At 66.4% G+C, this 17,254-nt stretch carries 15 protein-coding genes and 1 tRNA gene; 4 read left to right on the top strand and 12 right to left on the bottom strand.

The window, feature by feature from the left end; genetic code table 11:
• Nucleotides 1–116: 116 nt before the first annotated feature.
• The 8 genes from H9634_RS13915 to H9634_RS13950 form a co-directional block, all read right to left on the bottom strand.
• Nucleotides 117–374, bottom strand: a complete 258-nt coding sequence (locus H9634_RS13915) for a ribbon-helix-helix protein, CopG family (protein ID WP_191727406.1) — start codon at nucleotides 372–374, stop codon at nucleotides 117–119.
• 240 nt (nucleotides 375–614) lie between these two features.
• A tRNA-Ala gene (locus H9634_RS13920) sits at nucleotides 615–687 on the bottom strand.
• Nucleotides 688–757: 70 nt separating this feature from the next.
• Nucleotides 758–1,618: an endonuclease/exonuclease/phosphatase family protein gene (locus H9634_RS13925; RefSeq protein ID WP_191727407.1), complete on the bottom strand. Its 861-nt coding sequence runs from the start codon at nucleotides 1,616–1,618 to the stop codon at nucleotides 758–760.
• Nucleotides 1,594–2,358, bottom strand: a complete 765-nt coding sequence (locus tag H9634_RS13930; RefSeq protein ID WP_191727408.1) for an HAD family hydrolase — start codon at nucleotides 2,356–2,358, stop codon at nucleotides 1,594–1,596. The genes H9634_RS13925 and H9634_RS13930 overlap by 25 nt, the downstream gene beginning before the upstream one ends.
• A complete protein-coding gene (locus tag H9634_RS13935) occupies nucleotides 2,355–3,350 on the bottom strand; it encodes an ABC transporter ATP-binding protein (protein ID WP_191727409.1) in 996 nt (331 codons plus the stop codon). Before H9634_RS13935 ends, H9634_RS13930 begins: the two co-directional genes overlap by 4 nt.
• Before the next feature lie 57 nt (nucleotides 3,351–3,407).
• Complete coding sequence (locus tag H9634_RS13940) at nucleotides 3,408–4,295, bottom strand: ABC transporter permease (protein WP_191727410.1); 888 nt, start codon at nucleotides 4,293–4,295, stop codon at nucleotides 3,408–3,410.
• Nucleotides 4,283–5,266 carry an ABC transporter permease gene (locus H9634_RS13945; protein ID WP_318245128.1) on the bottom strand — a complete coding sequence of 328 codons (984 nt, stop codon included), beginning with the start codon at nucleotides 5,264–5,266 and terminating at the stop codon, nucleotides 4,283–4,285. Before H9634_RS13945 ends, H9634_RS13940 begins: the two co-directional genes overlap by 13 nt.
• Nucleotides 5,263–6,405 (bottom strand): ABC transporter substrate-binding protein, encoded by a 1,143-nt coding sequence (locus H9634_RS13950; protein ID WP_318245129.1) that lies wholly within the window; start codon nucleotides 6,403–6,405, stop codon nucleotides 5,263–5,265. The genes H9634_RS13945 and H9634_RS13950 overlap by 4 nt, the downstream gene beginning before the upstream one ends.
• A gap of 251 nt (nucleotides 6,406–6,656) precedes the next feature.
• On the opposite strand from H9634_RS13950, the gene H9634_RS13955 reads away from it, so the two are divergent.
• On the top strand, nucleotides 6,657–7,442 hold the full coding sequence (locus H9634_RS13955) for a GntR family transcriptional regulator (protein ID WP_191727412.1): 786 nt from the start codon (nucleotides 6,657–6,659) through the stop codon (nucleotides 7,440–7,442).
• Nucleotides 7,443–7,706: 264 nt separating this feature from the next.
• On the opposite strand, the gene H9634_RS13960 is transcribed toward H9634_RS13955, so the two are convergent.
• The gene (locus H9634_RS13960) at nucleotides 7,707–8,348 is read right to left on the bottom strand and encodes an HAD family hydrolase (RefSeq protein ID WP_225210993.1); all 642 of its coding nucleotides are present in this window, start codon (nucleotides 8,346–8,348) and stop codon (nucleotides 7,707–7,709) included.
• 233 nt (nucleotides 8,349–8,581) lie between these two features.
• On the opposite strand from H9634_RS13960, the gene H9634_RS13965 reads away from it, so the two are divergent.
• Nucleotides 8,582–8,950 carry a hypothetical protein gene (locus H9634_RS13965; RefSeq protein ID WP_191727413.1) on the top strand — a complete coding sequence of 123 codons (369 nt, stop codon included), beginning with the start codon at nucleotides 8,582–8,584 and terminating at the stop codon, nucleotides 8,948–8,950.
• Between the two features lie 52 nt (nucleotides 8,951–9,002).
• On the opposite strand, the gene H9634_RS13970 is transcribed toward H9634_RS13965, so the two are convergent.
• Nucleotides 9,003–9,914 (bottom strand): LysR family transcriptional regulator, encoded by a 912-nt coding sequence (locus tag H9634_RS13970; protein ID WP_191727414.1) that lies wholly within the window; start codon nucleotides 9,912–9,914, stop codon nucleotides 9,003–9,005.
• Between the two features lie 139 nt (nucleotides 9,915–10,053).
• Here H9634_RS13970 and H9634_RS13975 point away from each other — a divergent pair, with 139 nt between their 5' ends.
• Together H9634_RS13975 and H9634_RS13980 are read left to right on the top strand one after the other, a co-directional pair.
• A complete protein-coding gene (locus H9634_RS13975; RefSeq protein WP_191727415.1) occupies nucleotides 10,054–11,367 on the top strand; it encodes an ArgE/DapE family deacylase in 1,314 nt (437 codons plus the stop codon).
• 24 nt (nucleotides 11,368–11,391) lie between these two features.
• Complete coding sequence (locus tag H9634_RS13980) at nucleotides 11,392–14,121, top strand: cation-translocating P-type ATPase (protein ID WP_191727416.1); 2,730 nt, start codon at nucleotides 11,392–11,394, stop codon at nucleotides 14,119–14,121.
• Between the two features lies 1 nt (nucleotide 14,122).
• On the opposite strand, the gene H9634_RS13985 is transcribed toward H9634_RS13980, so the two are convergent.
• Nucleotides 14,123–16,228: a GmrSD restriction endonuclease domain-containing protein gene (locus tag H9634_RS13985; RefSeq protein WP_191727417.1), complete on the bottom strand. Its 2,106-nt coding sequence runs from the start codon at nucleotides 16,226–16,228 to the stop codon at nucleotides 14,123–14,125.
• Nucleotides 16,229–16,344: 116 nt separating this feature from the next.
• Nucleotides 16,345–17,166, bottom strand: coding sequence for an SDR family NAD(P)-dependent oxidoreductase (locus H9634_RS13990; protein ID WP_191727418.1), 822 nt, complete (start codon nucleotides 17,164–17,166; stop codon nucleotides 16,345–16,347).
• Nucleotides 17,167–17,254: the final 88 nt, after the last annotated feature.

A 17,254-nucleotide genomic window follows, 5' to 3' on the forward strand; every position in this document is an offset into this window, starting at 1 on the left:
GCGGAGCTGTCTCGATGGACTGTCGTCGTCGAGCTCTTCTATCCACAGAGCCCAGGTTGCTGCATGGATCGTGGCTTCAGAGTCGATTCCGTGCTTGAGTGCAGATCGGTGCACTTTCATGACAAGGCCAACGCGTCGCGTATCACCTCGGAGCGGGACTTCCCCTCGCGTTGTGCGCGCGCATCAAGGGCATTGAGTTCTTCTGCCGTCAGTCGTAGGGCAACTACTTGGGACGGTTCTGCACCTCGGCCGGGGCGTCCTCGACCTCTCTTCTTCAGAGTTTCGACATCGTATCCGGCCTCGGCTTCTGCCGCCCACGCCGCGATCTGCTCCTCAGTGACCGGGGTCCCGTTGATAGTCTCGCGCTCACTCATACATTAATGTTATACGAAAATGAGGGGTGCGCATAGCGACGGTTTCGGGCATGTGCGTTGTGCCCCGAATCCCACGGAGTCCGCCGATAGGGCCAGCACCTTCTTCGAATCTCTCTGCCTCCATTGCCCGTGGAGCAGTTCACACCCCATGCAAAGTGGAACCATGACGCGAGACATCAACGCCAAACCAAAAAGAAATCTCGGGACATCGAGCGAACGATGTCCCGAGACTTCACAAAGTGGAGCTAAGGGGAATCGAACCCCTGACCTTCTCATTGCGAACGAGACGCTCTACCAACTGAGCTATAGCCCCAAGGCCGCGCCGCGCGGCGGCGACACCAGTACTGTACTCCTGTCGTCTGGTGACCGCCAAGCAGGTGAGATCAGCGGAACAGCTGCGCCCGCACCGCGAGATGGTCTGAGGCGAAGGCGTTCTCGGCATGGTCGGGAATGTAGACGGCCTGGCCACCCGTGTCCCGCAGTCCGGCGTCGGCGGCGGCTTCCGGGTCGGGAGCCTGCCCGAGGTGCCAGCAGTCGGCGACTGTCAGACCGCGGGTGAAGATGAAGTCGATGCGATCGCGCGGTTCGTCCTCGAGCGTGTGGATCTGCGACCACGTTAACCCCGGTGCTGTCAGCGGATTAGGATGCACAGCCCGGAACGAGTCCCTGAATCCAGCCTCCAGCATCCGCGTCGTCGCAGGCCACGCAACCTCGGGTCGCAACTGGCCGTCCCAGTCGGCAGGGGAGGGGACGTTGAAATCCCCGGCGATGATGACCGGGGTGCCCTCCGGCAGCGAGGCGAGCAGCACCTCGGTGGCAGCCAGCACCGCGGCAGCCTGCTCAGCGCGCATCCGCTCACCCTCCTGGGCGAAGACCTCGGCAGCGGCCTCCGGCAGCTCGCTGGCACGGTAGGGCCCGTAGTCTTCGGGCGCCAAGTGCACCGACCAGACGAGCAGCGGCCCGCCCGGCGCGTCGACGCGGGCGGCGGTCGCATAGGGTGCGGTGTCGGTCGGCAGGTGGGTGACCGGCCAGCGGCTGGCCACGGCAGTGTCGAAGGCCTGCTGGGCGATCTCATAGCCGAGGCCTCGGGCGATCGCGATCCCGCCATCACCCCAGCACTCCTGCAGGCATAGGATGTCCGGGGCCTCGTCCTGCATGAGGGCGATCTGCTTGGCCCGCCCATCGGTCATCTTCGTGCCGCCGAACCACAGGTTCCAGCTCAGCACCGAGATCTCAGCATCCACCACGCCTCCTGCACAGCGCTGTCACCAGCGACATCGGCCGGCTCACCGCTGACGCTCACCTGTGTCAGCGAGGTCAGCCGGTGCCGGCACGTGAGCTCAATACCGGCATCGGGGTTGACGCCGGTGACGATCATGCCGGCCGCGGTCGCCGCCTGCGAGCCGACCGGCGAGTCCTCGAACGCGATGCAGGCAGCCGGCTCGACGCCGAGGGCCCGGGCGGCGGCGAGGTAGAGGTCGGGGGCCGGTTTGCCGGCGGCGACGTCCTCGACGGTGCACACCCGCGTGATGTGCTCGGCCAGACCGCTTGCCGCGAGCATCATGCGCACATCGACCCGCCGGCCGTTGCTCGCCACCGCGACCGGCACGCGTGCGGCGAGGGCAGTGATGAGCTCGGCCGCCCCCGGCATCTGCGGCACACCTGCAGCCAGCCGGGCGGAGTAGTCGGCGTCGAACTCGGCCTGCAGCTCACAGCGCAGCCGGGCCTGCGAACCTGCCGCCCGCGGGTGGCCTGCGTCGACGAGCCGGGCGAGGACCGCCTCGGCGGCGGCATCGGAGGCCAGCCCGGTGAGCGGGGTGAGGTCGGCACCGGCCATGCCGTGGCGGGCGTGGAAGTCGGCGAGCATCGCCAGCCACACGGATTCGGAGTCGAACAGCAGCCCGTCGCAGTCGAAGATCGCCGCCTGCACCTGCTCGCTGGCCGCACCCGAGGCGGTGGTCGCAAGCGTGAGGGTGGCGCTCATGCGGCGGCGGTCTCGGTGACGAAGGCCGGGGTGCCGGTGAGCTGCCAGCTCACGCGGGTGCCCGGCGGCAGGGCCTGGGCCTGGGACAGGAACGCTGAGGAGATGAGCTCGGTGCCGTCAGCCGCGCCCGAGGTGCCGGTGGCGCGGATGATGGTCCGCTCGCCGGTGTAGGACTGGCCGGTCACGGTGTACTCGCCTGCCTCGTCGGGTTCCAGGGTGAGGTCCTCGGGCCGGATGAAGGTGCGCTTGCCGTCGATGGTGAGTTCGGTGACGCTGCCGACGAACCGGGCGACGAATTCGCTGGCCGGGCGCTGGTAGACGACCTCGGGGGCGTCGAGCTGCTCGATGACTCCGGTGTTGAGGACGGCGACGCGGTCGGCGATTGCGAGTGCTTCGGCCTGGTCGTGGGTGACGAACATCGTCGTGATGCCCAGCTCCTGCTGCAGGCGCTGGATCTCATCGCGGATCTGCGTGCGCACGGTCGCATCGAGGGCCGAGAGCGGCTCGTCGAGCAGCAGCACCGAGGGTTCGACAGCGAGCGCCCGAGCAAGGGCGACGCGCTGCTGCTGGCCGCCGGAGAGCTGGTGCGGGAACCGGTCGGCGAAGGCGGCCAGCCCGCACATCTCCAGCAGCTCACCGGCCCGGCGGCGGCGCTCGGTGCGGGTGAGGCGGCGGATGCGCAGCCCGTATTCGACGTTGTCGATGACGGTGAGGTTGGGGAACAGGCTGTAGGCCTGGAACACCATGCCGATGCCGCGCTTGTTCGGTGCGAGGTTCGTGACGTCGCGGCCGGCGATGAGCACCCGGCCGGCGGTGGGGCGTTCGAATCCGGCGAGGATCCTCAGCGCGGTGGTCTTGCCGCACCCGGACGGGCCGAGCACGGTGATGAGCTCACCGGGGGCCAGTTCGAGGGACAGATTGTCGAGCACCGTGTGGGTGCCGAAGGCCTTCGAGACGCCGTCGTAGACGACGCTGTTGGACTTCGCGGTCATAGGGGCCTCCTGGAGATGAGGTCAGCATAGAGAGCAGCAGGTGTCAGCGGAAGGGGCTCAGTCACGGTGGCGTGCCTCCCTGGCGGCCGACAGTGTGGCGATGAGCATGAGCGCCCAGGTGATGAGGTTGAGCAGCACGGCGATCGCGATCGAGGCGCGGAAGTCCGTCGACGACACGGTGAACAGCCACACCGGCACCGTCTGCTGGTTCAGGGTTGCGGCGACAGTGAACTCGCCGAAGCACAGGGCGGTGGCGAAGAAGACGGAGAACAGCATCGAACCGCGCATATTCGGCAGCACCACACGCCACACAGTTCCCCACACCCCGGCGCCGAGGATCTGGGAGCCTTCGACGATCGCCTTGAGCGGGATCGTGCGCAGTCCGGCATCGATCGACCGGAAGGTGAACGGCAGGCACAGGACGACATAGGTGCCGACGAGGATGAGTGGCAGGTCCGGGCTCTGCAGGAACTGGCTGATGGCGTTCGGGGTGGTGCCCCGGCCCTGCTGGGCGCCCCAGCGCAGCATCGCCACGACGCCGGCGGCCAGGGCGATCGGCGGGACGACGAGCGGCAGCGTGCACAGCACCTCGAGTACGGTGCGCAGCCTCGGCGCCCACAGGTGCACAGCGACGACAGCCGGGACGAGGGCTGCGATGAGCACGACGATCGTGACGGCGGTGATGAGCAGGGTGCGCACGATCGCGTTCGTGAGCTTGGCATCGGAGCCGAGCACCGAATAGGCATCAAGTGAGAACGTCCCGCCGGGCAGCACCGCATAGGCGATTGAGCACAGCAGCGGGATCGTGACATAGGCGGCGACGGCGATGACCGGCAGCCAGCGCGCCCAGGCCAGGGCGCGGGTCGCGGAGAACCCGGCCGGTGCCTCGGGAGCGGGCGTGCGGGAGCCGGCCGGCGCCTCGGGAACGGGGGTCATGACAGCCATTTCGCGCTCCTGCGCTGGAGTCGGGAGAACAGGACGAGGGTGGCGATCGCGATGACGATCATCGAGACGCCGAGTGCCATCGCGCTCGCCTCGCCGCCTCGGCCGGTGCCGGAGCTGAGCTGGGCGGCGATGTTGAGGGGGATGAGCTGGAAGCCGCCGGCGCCCATGAGGACCGCGGCCGAGGCGTGGGTTGCGTAGGCCGAGCCGAAGAGCAGCACCCAGCCGCCGAGCAGGGACGGCCAGGCGACCGGGAATCCGACGCGGCGCCAGAACGTCCAGCCGGTGCCGCCGAGGGAGGTGTTGGCCTCACTCCACTCGCGGCGCAGGCCGGCGAAGGTCGGCAGGGTCACCATGATCATCGTGGGGATGAGGAACGCCTGGTACATCGCCACCAGGCCCTGCCAGGTGTAGAGCGAGAAGCCGAGGCGGTCGAGGCCGAGGGCGGTGAAGACGATGCCGGTGTTGCCGAGGGTGACGATGAAGGAGAACGCCAGCGGGGCGCCGCCGTCGTTGGCGAGCACGGAAGAGAACACGGCGGTGATCGAGTCGAGGCGCTTCGAGCGGATCTGGGCGATGCACAGCGCGGTGAGCGCGCCGACGATCGCGGCGATGAGGGAGCCGACGCCGGAGACGAGCACCGAGTTCATCAGCGCCCGGCCGTGGCTGGAGGACAGGCCTGCGAAGTTGCCGAAGCCGAGGTGGGATTCGGTGCGGCTGGTCTCGACGGTGAAGGCGAGGATCGCCATCGAGACGAGCGGGAGGATGAAGAAGGCGGCGAGGATGAGCCCGAGCGGGGCGAGTGCGGTGGCGGCAGGAGAGAGCAGGGCGCGGCCGAGGCTGGCCAGCCGGCGCCCGCCGGGTGCCCTGCCCGGTGCTCTGGTGCTGGGAGGCGCGGCGGCCGCACCGCCGGCAGCGGATGTGCCGGCGGTGCTGACCTGACCCGTCAGGGCCGCAGTGGACTGCTGGGTCACTGCATCGCCTTGGGCCACTCGGCCTCGACGACCTTCTGGTTGGCGGTGCGCTGATCCAGATTCGGCATCGGGGCGGTGATCTCCGGGTTCTCACCGGGCAGGGCGTCGACGGCCTCCTGGTTGGCGGTGCCGTTCTCCAGCATCGAGCTGATGCGCACCGGGGTGACGTAGCCCTCCAGCAGCAGGTTCTGACCCTCATCGGAGAACAGGAACTCGTAGAACAGGCGGGCGGTCGCCGGGTGCGGGGCGTCGGCGTTGATCGAGGCGGCGTAGAACGACGAGACGGTGCCGTCAGACGGCTCGATGATCTTCAGTTCGTTGCCGTTGGCCTCCTTGAGGTCATCGGCGATCGGCTTGAGCAGGTAGTCCCAGTTGATGACGATCGGGGTCTCACCGGTCTCGATGGTGCCGGCCGAGGCCTCGACGGGCAGGTAGTTGCCCTTGTCCTTGAGCTCGGAGAAGAACTCGACACCGGGCTTGATGTCATCGAGGCTGCCGCCGTTGGCCTGGGCTGCGGCGTGGACGATCATGAATCCGGTCTCACCGGTCGTCGGGTTCGAGGGGATGGCGACCTTGCCCTTGTACTCGTCCTTGAGCAGGTCGGCGAACGAGGTGGGGCAGGTGTCGACGCGGTCTGCGTCGCAGCCGATGGCCATGGTGCCGCCGAGGTGGTTGATCCAGGTGCCGTTCTCACCGACGTACTTCTCGTCGATGTCGCCGATGGTCTCCGGCTGGTAGGTCGCCAGCAGCCCGTCGGCGTCAGCGTCCTGGGCGAAGGTCATGCCGGTGTCGAGGTAGTCCAGGGAGTCGTCCTGGCCCTTGCGGTTGACCACGGCGTTGATGAGGTCCTGGGAGGAGCCGGTGGAGGTGTCGTTGTTGATCTCGATGTCGTACTTCTCGGAGAACGCCTTGAGCAGTCCGCCGTAGTTGGCCCAGTCGTCGTAGAGGCCCATCGAGTTGAAGGCGCCTTCGGCCTGGGCGGCTTCGATGAGCTTGTCCATGCCGCCGCCGGCTTCGGCGGAGGTGGCATCACGCCAGGTCTCGGAGTTTTCGGCCTGGGCAGAGCCGCCGCAGGCCGACAGCGCCAGCGCGCCGGCGGACAGGGTCGCGGCCAGGATCATCACGGGGTGTTTCTTCACGAACAGTGTCCTTCGCATTCGGTGGTGAACGGCGTGCGCTGCCGCAAGCCAGACTCAGTCTCACTAGTGAAGTTTGCCACGTATGAACAAAGTTCACTAGTGAAGATGAATGGATTGTGAACGCTCGGCGATCCCGCTCCCGAGGCGGTGGGAACCTCGGTCTGCTCGGTTAATGTGATCGCCAAGGAGAGTGGTTCGACCGGGAATGAATGGCATTCTGGTGACCAGCAGGCAGGCCGGAGGAGGCAGAGATGGCGGATTCGCAGCAGGCGCCCGGAGCGCGGCCCAAGGGCTTCGCGTTCGCGCAGATCGCCGAGGCGCTGCGCGCCGACATCGTCGCCGGCACCTACCGAGTCGGAGACTCGCTGCCGTCCGAGCGGCTCTTGAGTGAGCGCTTCGGCGTCTCCCCGGGCACCGTGCGCGTGGCACTCGGCGAGCTCGTCAATGAGGGCATCGTCGACGGCACCCGCGGCCGACCCAAGCAGGTCGTGCGCACACCGCAGCCGCGCGCCTCATTCTCCGAGTTCCACTCCTTCGCCCAGTGGGCGTGGAGCGCCGGGCACGAACCCGGCGGAACCGTTATCTGCATGCAGTGGGAGATCGCCGGCGAGCTCGACGAGGAGCTGCTCGAGGTCCCGGCCGGCCGCCGGCTGCTCGCCGTCACCCGCCGGCGCACGCTCGACGGCGAGACGGTCATGCTCGAGCAGACCCGCTATCCCGAATGGCTCGGCGAGATCATCGAGACGATCCCTGCTGACGCCCGTTCGGTTACCCGGGTGCTCGCCGAGGAGCACGAGGTGCGCTTCAGCCACGCCGAGCACCGATTCGGCGCCGAAGCCGCCAGCGCCGAGGCCGCAGCCCTGCTCGACGTCGACCCCGGCACCGCCCTCCTCGTCCACCGCCGCGTGACCCGCGACCCCTTCGGCCGCCGCCTCGAATGGTCGACCGACCGCTACATCGCCGGCAAGATCATGGTCTCCGTCGGCAGCTCCTGGCACTCCAACCCGCTGCAGTGGACCCTGCCCGAGGCGGACTAGGACTCATCGGCCGGCGTCCCCGCGGGGGACACGAGGGCTTGTGTCCTCAGTGATCTTCTTGATCCGTTACGGGTATCCGCTCTGAGGCTCCTGCGCACGTCGGCTAGGCGCTGGGCGGTTGGCTCATTGTCGAGTCTTACGCTGTGCTGCGCCTTGGGCGCGCAGCGTCATGTACCTCATCGCGAGCACGGATCACGCGGTCCCAATGACCGAACGCCTGTGGGAATGCCGGTCCATTCGTCGCCCTATTCGGCGGATACAGCATCACCGGTGTTCAGCTGTGCTGCTCCGTGTTGAGGTGAGGAAGTTCTCCACTGCGGCAATTGTTGTCTGGTTGCTCTCGTGGCGGACGCTCTGAATACCGAGTGCGACCGCTGCGTGAACCGCTTCTTCGCGGTCATCGATGAAGAACACGTCATGTGGCTGGGCGTTCATCGCATCAAGCGTCTTCAAGTATGCGGGCCGATCAGGCTTCGCTGCACCGAGTTCGTGGCTGTAGCAGATCGGATCGAACAGCTGCGAGAACCCGTACCTGCGTTCTTCTTCCTCTCGTGCACCATCAGCCGAGTTCGACAGAATCGCCAATCCCGCACGTCCCTTTAGACCCTTGGCATACTCGATAAGCTCGGTATTGCCCGTCCCGCAGTAGGCATCCCACATTTCCGTGCGCATTTGAGCAATCTCCGCACTGTTCAGGCCAAGTGTGGCCCCGAACAATCGCCAGTATTCGGCCTCAACACCACTGTGAAGCACGATATTCGGCAGATCGACGGCTGATGCTCTCGCCTCGTATTGCTCATGTGTCAGTCCGGCCTTGAACAGCCAGCGTTCCATCCAGCGGGTCTGCCACTGATCGTCGTCTACGACTTCCAGCACGCCGCCAATATCGAAGAGAATCCACTGCATCGCTCAAGAGTAGTCATGTGTTGCTGGCACGATGCTGAGAATCTGACATGAACGACCGAGGCGGATTGAAACCCCTGCCAACGTCCCTGCGGTGACGCGATCTGGTTGCCGTGCACGTCGCAGCGGCGCGGGCCGTATCCTAGAGCTGAGCTTCACCTGCCGCGATCGACAAGGGGCATCTCCTGAACCAGCCAGGCATACCACTGCAGCCGAGGTCAGCCGCGCCCGGGCCGATGACGCTGTGGTTCCCCTTCAGCCTTGTCGCTCTCGTCTGGTCACTGCTGGCAGTCGTCGGCGGGCTGGCGACAGTGGCCTACCTAGGCCTGGGCGTGACGATGACGCACACACTCGACGGCGTCTTCGGTCCTGAACCGAAGTACCGCTTCAACTGGGTCATTCTGTGGATGGCGCTCATCGGCCAGCTCGTCGGGGTCATCGTCTCCCTCGTCATCGGCTTCCTGGCCCTGCGTCATCAGCGCCGCGACTACCGGCTGGCGACAGCGGCAACGGTCCTCGGCTTCGTCGCCGCCGGCATCTTCCTGATCCTCGGTGCACTCCAGCTGCCGCTGCTGCCGATCCTGCGCGATGCGCTGGCGCTCTGAGGCCTCCCGTCTCCCGCCCGGACGTCCCCGCGGGGACGTTCCGCTTAGCCGGTCACGAGGTGAAGAGCGGGCTGTCCGGCACCGTGACAGTGCCGACATCGCTGCGCTGGGCGACCCAGTCCCGGAAGTCGGCGAGCATCGCGATGATCGACTCCTCGGCATAGTGCCCCGGCTCCCAGGACGCCCATTCGGCCAGCTGCACCGGCTGCCCGCGATCGACGACCGGCACAGCCGTCAACCCGTAGCGCACCGGATCGATCGCCAGCGCCATCCCGGCATCCCCGCCGGCGGTCAGCGCCTGCGCAACATGGGTGCGGTCGACCTCAAGACGCGGACGCAGCGTGATGCCGCGGGCGGCCAGCAGCGCATCGAGGGTGCGGCGGGTGCCGCTGCGCGCATCGGTGATGAGCAGCGGCAGGTCGGCCAGCTCGCGCAGATCGACCGACTCACGTCCGGCCATCGGGTCATCGGGTCGGCACTGCAGGGTCAGCTGCACCTGGAAGAGCTCACAGCTGCGCAGAGTGCTCGGCGGGGCGACCGGAGCGAAGGCGACATCGGCTAGCCGGCGCCTCACCAGTTCATGGGCGTCGACAGCGAGGCTGTCGATGACATCGGTGATCGGCGTCGGCACCGCCGCGACGAACGGCAGCACGAGCATCTCAGCGATCATGACCGGGCAGACCGCCGTCAGCCGCACCTCACGATCCGAAAGTTCAGCCAGCTGGGCGGTGAGCTCATCGGCCCGGGTGACGACATCGCGGGCACCGGGCTCCAGGCGCCGGGCGGCCCGGGTCGGCACCATGCCGCCGGCCGAGCGGACGAACAGCGCCGTCCCGCACGCATCTTCGAGCGCCTGGATCTGCCGGGACAGCGTCGGCTGGGAGACGCCCCGCACCTCGGCGGCAACGGTGGCCGAACCCTCATCGAGCACGGCGAGGAAGCTGCGCAGCTGACCTAGTTTCATGCAGAAAGTTTAACGACGGGTCTCCAGATATGTATTTGCGTGCATGTGACCGTGTGCTTACCGTCGAATGTGAACCACTTCACTCACGCTGCGTCGCAGCCTTCTGGCTCTCGCGCGTGATGGCTTGAAAGGGACGATCATGACTGACCAGCAGCATCGCGACAAGATCATCGCCGCCGTCGACAAGGCCTTCGACGAGCAGACCGGATTCCTCGCCGACCTCGTCGCCGCCCAGACCCAGCGCGGCCAGGAGTCCAGCGGCCAGGACCTCATGGAGGCCGCCTACAAGCGCCTCGGCCTCGACGTCGAGCGCTGGACACTCGACCCGGCCGAACTCGCCACCCACCCCGGATCCGGAGCCGTCACCGTCGACTACTCCAACACCGAGGTCGTCGTCGGCAGCACCCAGGCGCCCACTGCCTCGGGCGCGGATGCCGAGGACGCTGGCCGCAGCCTCATCTTCAACGGCCACATCGACGTCGTCCCCGTCGGCAAGGAAGAGTTGTGGACCCGCGACCCCTACGGCGGCGAGATCGTCGACGGGCACATGTACGGCCGCGGCGTCGGCGACATGAAAGCAGGCCTGTCCGCCAGCGTCTATGCGCTGGCTGCCGTGCAGGCCGCAGGACTGCGCCCGCGCGGTCGCGTGCAGCTGCAGTCGGTGCCCGAGGAGGAATGCACCGGCAACGGCAGCATGTCCGCCCTGCTGCGCGGGCACACCGCCGATGCCGTCGTCATCCCCGAACCCTCCGGCGAGCAGGTCGTCGGCGCCCACCTCGGCGTCATCTGGTGCCAGCTGACCGTCCGCGCCCGCGCCGCCCACGCCGCGACCATGAGCGAGGGCCTCAACGCCATCGACGCCGCCTGGGTCGCCATCGGCAAGCTGCGCGAACTCGAGGAGAAGTGGAACGCCGCTGCCGCCTCGGACCCGGACGTCGGTGGTGAGACCCACCCGCTGAACTTCAACATCGGCACCTTCCACGCCGGCGACTGGCCCTCCAGCGTGCCCGACGCCTGCACCGTCGGCATCCGAGTCGCCTACCTGCCCGACGTGCCCGCCGAGGACGCCTTCGCCGAACTGCAGTCCTGCGTTGCCGACGCTGTCGCCGACCTCGACGGCGTCAGCGCTGAAATGGAGAAGATCGGCTTCTTCGCCCAGGGCTACCGGCTGCCCCAGGGAACCGACGCCGAGGCGGTGCTCGCCGGAGCGCACAAGGCGATCGCCGAGGCCGCCGGCGGGGACGGGCCAGACGAGCTGACCCGCAAGCTCATGGCCGGCTACATCGACTCCCGCGTCTTCGGCCGCTTCGCCGACATGCCCGCCCTGGTCTACGGCCCGCTCAGCGAACGCCTTCACGGCGCCGATGAGCGCGTCAACCTCGACTCGCTGCGCCGGGTGACGAAGACGCTGGCCCTGTTCATCGCCGACTGGTGCGGAGTCGACGAAGCCTGAGGTAAGCGGGGCTAAGCTCGGATCATGAGCTCCCCGCCGCTGACAGACACGCTCTCGATCTCCGACGCCCACGCCCAGCCGCCCGGTGAGGTCGTCACCGCACTCGGCACCTCCGCCGAGGACGGCCTCACCCGCGCCGAGGCGGCCGCCCGGCTGGCATCCCACGGCCGGAATGAGCTCGCCCACGCAGCACCCGTTCCGCTCTGGCGGCGGGTGCTGCGTCTGCTCAACGAGCCGCTGACCTATTTGCTGTTCGCTGCGATCATCGTCTCGGTCATCGCCTGGGCCGCCGAAGGCCGCCACGGGGCGCCGATCGACGCGATCGTCATCGCCGCGGTCATCATCCTCAACACGCTCATCGGCCTGGTCCAGGAGCTCAAAGCCGCCGATGCGGTCGCGGCACTCAAGCAGATGACGAGCCCGAGTGCGACCGTCACCCGCGACGGGCGCACCCAGGTCATCGACGCCGCCGAACTCGTCCCCGGCGACATCCTCCACTTAGGCGAAGGCGACGCGGTGCCCGCTGACGCCCGGCTGCTGTCGGGCAGCCGGCTCATGGTCGCCGAAGCCGCCCTGACCGGCGAATCCGTGCCCGTGCACAAGACCCGCGACGCCGTGGCTGCCGACACGCCGCTGGCCGACCGGCTGCCGATGGTCTACTCCGGCACCGCCATCACCCAGGGCAGCGCCCGCGCCGTCGTCACCGGCACCGGGGCTGACAGTGAGATCGGTCGGATCGCCGGCATGATCTCAACAGCCGGGTCGACCGACACGCCCCTGCAGAAGGAGATGGCGGCAGTCGGCAAGATGCTCACGATCGCCGTCATCGCCATCGCCCTGGCCGTCATGGCCACCGTCTACTTCACCACCGCCGACCACTCGACATCCTCGCTGGTCACCGTCCTGCTGCTCGGCGTCTCACTCGCCGTGGCCGCCGTGCCCGAAGGCCTGACAGCGATCGTTTCGGTCATCCTCGCGATGGGCGTGCGCCGGATGGCCGCCCACGAGGCGATCGTCAAACAGCTCGACGCCGTAGAATCCCTCGGCTCGGCAGGCGTCGTGTGCACCGACAAAACCGGCACGCTGACGCTCAACCAGATGACGATCGACCGCGTCATCACCGCAGACGGCCGCCACCACATCACCGACGCCCAGGCCGCCGAGACGCTTGCGCTCGGTTCGATCGCCTCGAACGCCCGGCTCACCGCCGAAGGCCCGATCGGCGACCCGACCGAGGCGGCGTTCCTCATCGCCTGCTCCGATGCCGGGCTCGCCGTGCCCCAGGCTCACCGCTTCGATGAGCTGCCGTTCTCCTCTGAGCGCAAGCGCATGTCCGTCCTCGTCGCAGGCGAGACCGGCGCCGGCCGGCAGCTTGTCATGAAGGGTGCACCCGATGTGGTGCTCGCCCGCTGCACACACGTGCGCACCGCCGACGGCGACACCGAGGCCACCCCCGAGGTGCTCGCTCGCCTCGACGAAGAGGTCACCACCCTGGCCGGCGAGGCCTACCGGACACTGGCTGTGGCCGTGCGCGAGGTGCCCGCCGCCTCGGGCACGGGGGAGAACCCCGAGGCGAGCCTGGACGAGGAGATGGAGCAGGGACTGACCTTCGTCGGTCTCGTCGCAATGATCGACCCGCCCAGGCCGGAGGCGAAGGCCGCGATCGCCCAGGCACAGCAGGCCGGGATCCGGGTCATCATGATCACCGGCGATCACCCGCTGACCGCCGAGCGGATCGCCGCCGACCTCGGCATCAACGACCCGAAGACGCTCACCGGCGCGCAGCTGAGCGAACTGACCGACGCGCAGTTCGCCAAGGCGGTCGAGACCACCTCCGTCTTCGCCCGCGTCGACCCGAGCCACAAGCTGCGAATCGTCAAGCACCTGCAGGACCACGGCCACGTCGTGTCGATGACCGGTGACGGCGTCAATGATGCCCCGGCTCTCAAGCGCGCCGACATCGGCGTGGCGATGGGCATCACCGGCACGCAGGTCTCGCATGACGCGGCGACGATGATCCTCGCCGACGACAACTTCGCCTCGATCATCACCGCCGTCAAACAGGGCCGCGGCATCTACTCCAACCTCAAGAAGGTGCTGCGCTACCTGCTGTCATCGAACATGGGCGAAGTGTTCACCGTCTTCGGCGGCGTCGTGCTCGCCGGGGTGCTCGGCCTCGTCCAGGCCGACGGCGCGGTGATCCTGCCCCTGCTGGCCACCCAGATCCTGTGGGTCAACCTCGTCACCGACTCCACGCCGGCGCTCGCCCTGGGCGTCGATCCGGTCGATGACCGGGTGATGACGAAACCGCCGCGCCGGCCCGATCAGCGCGCGCTCGACGGCCGCGAATGGGCGCGGATCCTCAGCACCGGATTCGTCATGGCTGTGCTGTCGCTGCTGGCCTTGGACGCGTGCCTGCCCGGCGGGCTCATCGCAGGCGATGACGACGTGGCCACCGGCCGAACGGTCGCCTTCACCGTGCTCGTCATCCTGCAGCTGGTGAACACGCTGTCGGTCCGGCACGCGCACACGACGATGTTCGCCGGCTTGTTCACCAACCACTGGCTGTGGCTGGCGCTGGCCGCTGGTCTGCTTCTGCAGCTGCTTGTCGTCTACCTGCCGATCCTCAACACCGCGTTCTCGACCGTGCCGCTCGACGGGGAGCACTGGCTGCTCGTCATCGGCTGCGCGGTCGTCTTCATCATCGTCGAAGAACTGCGGCGGGCAGTCGTGCGGATGGTCGGGCGGGGCTGAGTCAGTTCGAAGCAGGCGTGACGAACGACCGAAGCGGAATCGGGCCCACGTCCGTGCGCAACGACCAGAAGTCGAGTCCATCGATGTGTGTGACGTCGAGGTATCGCGCTGCTTCGTCGAAAGTCTCGAAATGCTCGTCTCCGTTGAGCACGAGGTCGGCATCTTCACCGACAACGGCGTCGACATCGATATCGCCGCCGGCTGAAAGCTCATCGCCAGGCTTGAGGTGCCCGGCTTCCACAAAGCTCACCACTGATTGCTCCTGCAGTTCCTCAGTTTGCTCTGAAACCAGCTGGTGATGGACTGCCGGAGAGACGTGCCCGGCGGAGAGCCGACGAAACGCGTCGCGAATGACATGTGCGATGAGGTGCCTGCGTGCATCTAGGAACTCGGCATACTCCATCTTTTCCCAGCCGCGGGGCATTGCATGCCAGTACATCTGTTTCTTGAGCCACTCGTCTCCGCGCGATCGGGCCTTTTCAAGCAGATGAGGCCAGTAGTCCGCAGGAGCCTGGTCGGAGATCCGTCCGTTGGAATCCCAGTCGGTAGGGGCGTAGTTGGCAGTCTGATTGATCTGCTTATCGTCAGTGTGTCCGAGGACCTTCTGTTGGTAGGCGCGTGGATAGAGATGATGGAGCTCGAGTCCCTTGACGCGTGTTCGTGCAGGATCGGTGAGGTCGCGGACTTTGAGATCGGACATGAACGCGTCGGCGTCGAGGAGATTCAACGCGGCAATGTACGTCTGATACGTCGGCGACATGGCTGGGCTTGAGGACACAAGCATGTCGGGCAGACGGACGTTCCAGAAATCGTCAGTGAGTTCCGTATTGATTGCGTGGCTGACAGCGGCGACAAAGCCTGCCGCATCACCCGCAGGCAGGGCAAAGAACTTTCCGACATCGGCTTCAATCTGTGTCTCACTGGAGCCGGTGTAGCGATACGTCAGCTGCGAGAACATGAGCCAGCTGGCCGTCAGGCTTCGCAGCTGCTCGAGCGGAACCTTCGCGTGAGTTCGGCCGATGAGCCAGACGATGTATGTCGCCGTGATGTTCATGTCAGAAGTAATGTTGCTGCGGCTGCGATAACCTGCCGCCGCCATGCACTCGACGAACTCGTCCCAATTGAGAGGGTTGAGAATGACAGGAAGTGCGACCCGCAACTTGTTCAGCTCCGCTTCCTGCCGCGAACTGGACACCCGTCCGGTTGACTTCTCACGCGCCTGAAGTGCCTTGTACGCATTCTCCAGCCGACCGCGCTGCTGTCCGATTCCGACAAGCACTCTGACGAGATATCCAGTCGTGATCTCAATGAATGGGTTCTGTGGAGTCCACGTGACCCGGGAACCAGCGAGCTCCGAAGCCCGTTCCGGTGTCATTCGTGACAGGCGGGCGAAGTCCTCAATCTGCTCCCGACCTTCGGGCCAGAACACACTGAGCCAGGTGAGAATGTAATCAGCCGATTTGAGGCGAACCCCTTCGGAATTGATCCGGACGAAGATGTCGGCAACGAGCTCCTTCGACACGTCGCTTTGGATGTGCACGACGCTAAACGTGTAACGGTTGAGATCGTTCAAACGCAGATCGATCTCATCGAGCTTGTCCTGGACCTCGTCTTCGTCTGCATCCTCATTCGCTTTGAGATAGTCGCGAAGGAATTTGCGCATGTACTGCCGGGGTGCCGCGAAGTACTCTGAGATGTCGCTGATCCATCGGCTTGATCGAGTGGTGGCGGCTGAGCGCACCTCAAATCGTTCTGCGAACGGGTCGAAAGAGATGACGATGCGCTGTTGGCGGTACTTTGCGTCTCGAACGGGTGCCCCGCGCATCACTGCGAACAGACTCGTGAGGCGCTGCTGCCCGTCGACGATCTGATGAGCGGCTCCGACGTCATCGCTGCCGATTGTGCGCGAATCACCGGTTAGCGCCACGTCCCAGAAGAGCAGAGTGCCTACCGGGTAGCCGCGATACATGGAATCGAGCAGGTCACGAACGCGCGTCGCCGGCCACACGAATGGGCGCTGCAGATCCGGCAGCTGGATTGTGCCCTTCTCTACTGCTGAAACGAGCTGTTCGACGTTCCAAGGTGAGGTTTTGAAGATCGAGGCCATGTGATCACTCCGAGGTCTGCGGCGGTCTCACCTCTGATGATGTCATATGGCTCACCTGTGCTGATGTGCCTGCGTGCCGTTGATACAGGCGTTTGGCGAGGTGTGGAACAGTTTGCTCAGACGCCGGCCCAGCCGCCGTCGCTGGCGATGATCGCCCCGGAGATGTTGGTGGAGTCGTCGCTGAGCAGGTAGGTGATGAGCGCTGCCTGCTGCTGAGCGGTCGAGGGCAGGCCAGGAACGAGGCTGAAGTACTTCGGCAGACGCGCGGCAGCGAACTCGGAACCGAAGTTCACCTCGATGCTGGTGGCCACCCCACCAGGACAGACCGCGTTGAAGCGCAGGCCCTCCTCGGCATACATGAAAGCACTGTTCTTCGTCAGCCCGTTGAGCGCGTGCTTCGAAGCGGTGTAGGCGGCACCGGCGGCCGAACCGCGGAGACCAGCCTCGGATCCGACATTGACGACGTTGCCGGCCTTCTGCGGCAGCATCACCGTCACGACCGCACGGGTGAGCTTCATGACGCCGGTGAGGTTGACCCGCAGGACCGCGTCCCAGATGTCGTCCTTGACGTCATGGACGGGGGAGAAGTCGTCCATGATGCCGGCGACATTGGCCAGTCCATCGATGCGCTCGCCGGCAGCATCGACGATCTTCGCAACGTCGCCGTCGTCGCTGACATCCCCGGCCACAGTCGTGATCGCCAGATCGGATGCCTCCTGCTCCAGGTCTGCGAGTCGGTCAGCGGAGATGTCGCAGGCAATGACCTTCCCGCCTTCGCGAGCGATGCGCAGAGCTGTTGCACGGCCGATGCCGGCCCCTGCCCCGGTGACGATGACGGTCTTGTTCTCGAAACGGCCGGGGGTGATCTTCTCGTCCCACTGCTGCACCTGCGGTGCGTCGGTGGCTTGGGTTTGCTGGGTTTCGGGTGCGTCGGTCATTGGGCATCCTCCCTAGATGTACTTCCCGGTGAGGTTGTGAACGCGGTCTGCTGGTGAGAGTCCCCCAATCGCGGTGTGGGCTCGATGG

Origin of the sequence: Brevibacterium gallinarum, assembly GCF_014836885.1 — a bacterium.
In the GTDB taxonomy this organism is placed as follows: domain Bacteria; phylum Actinomycetota; class Actinomycetes; order Actinomycetales; family Brevibacteriaceae; genus Brevibacterium; species Brevibacterium gallinarum.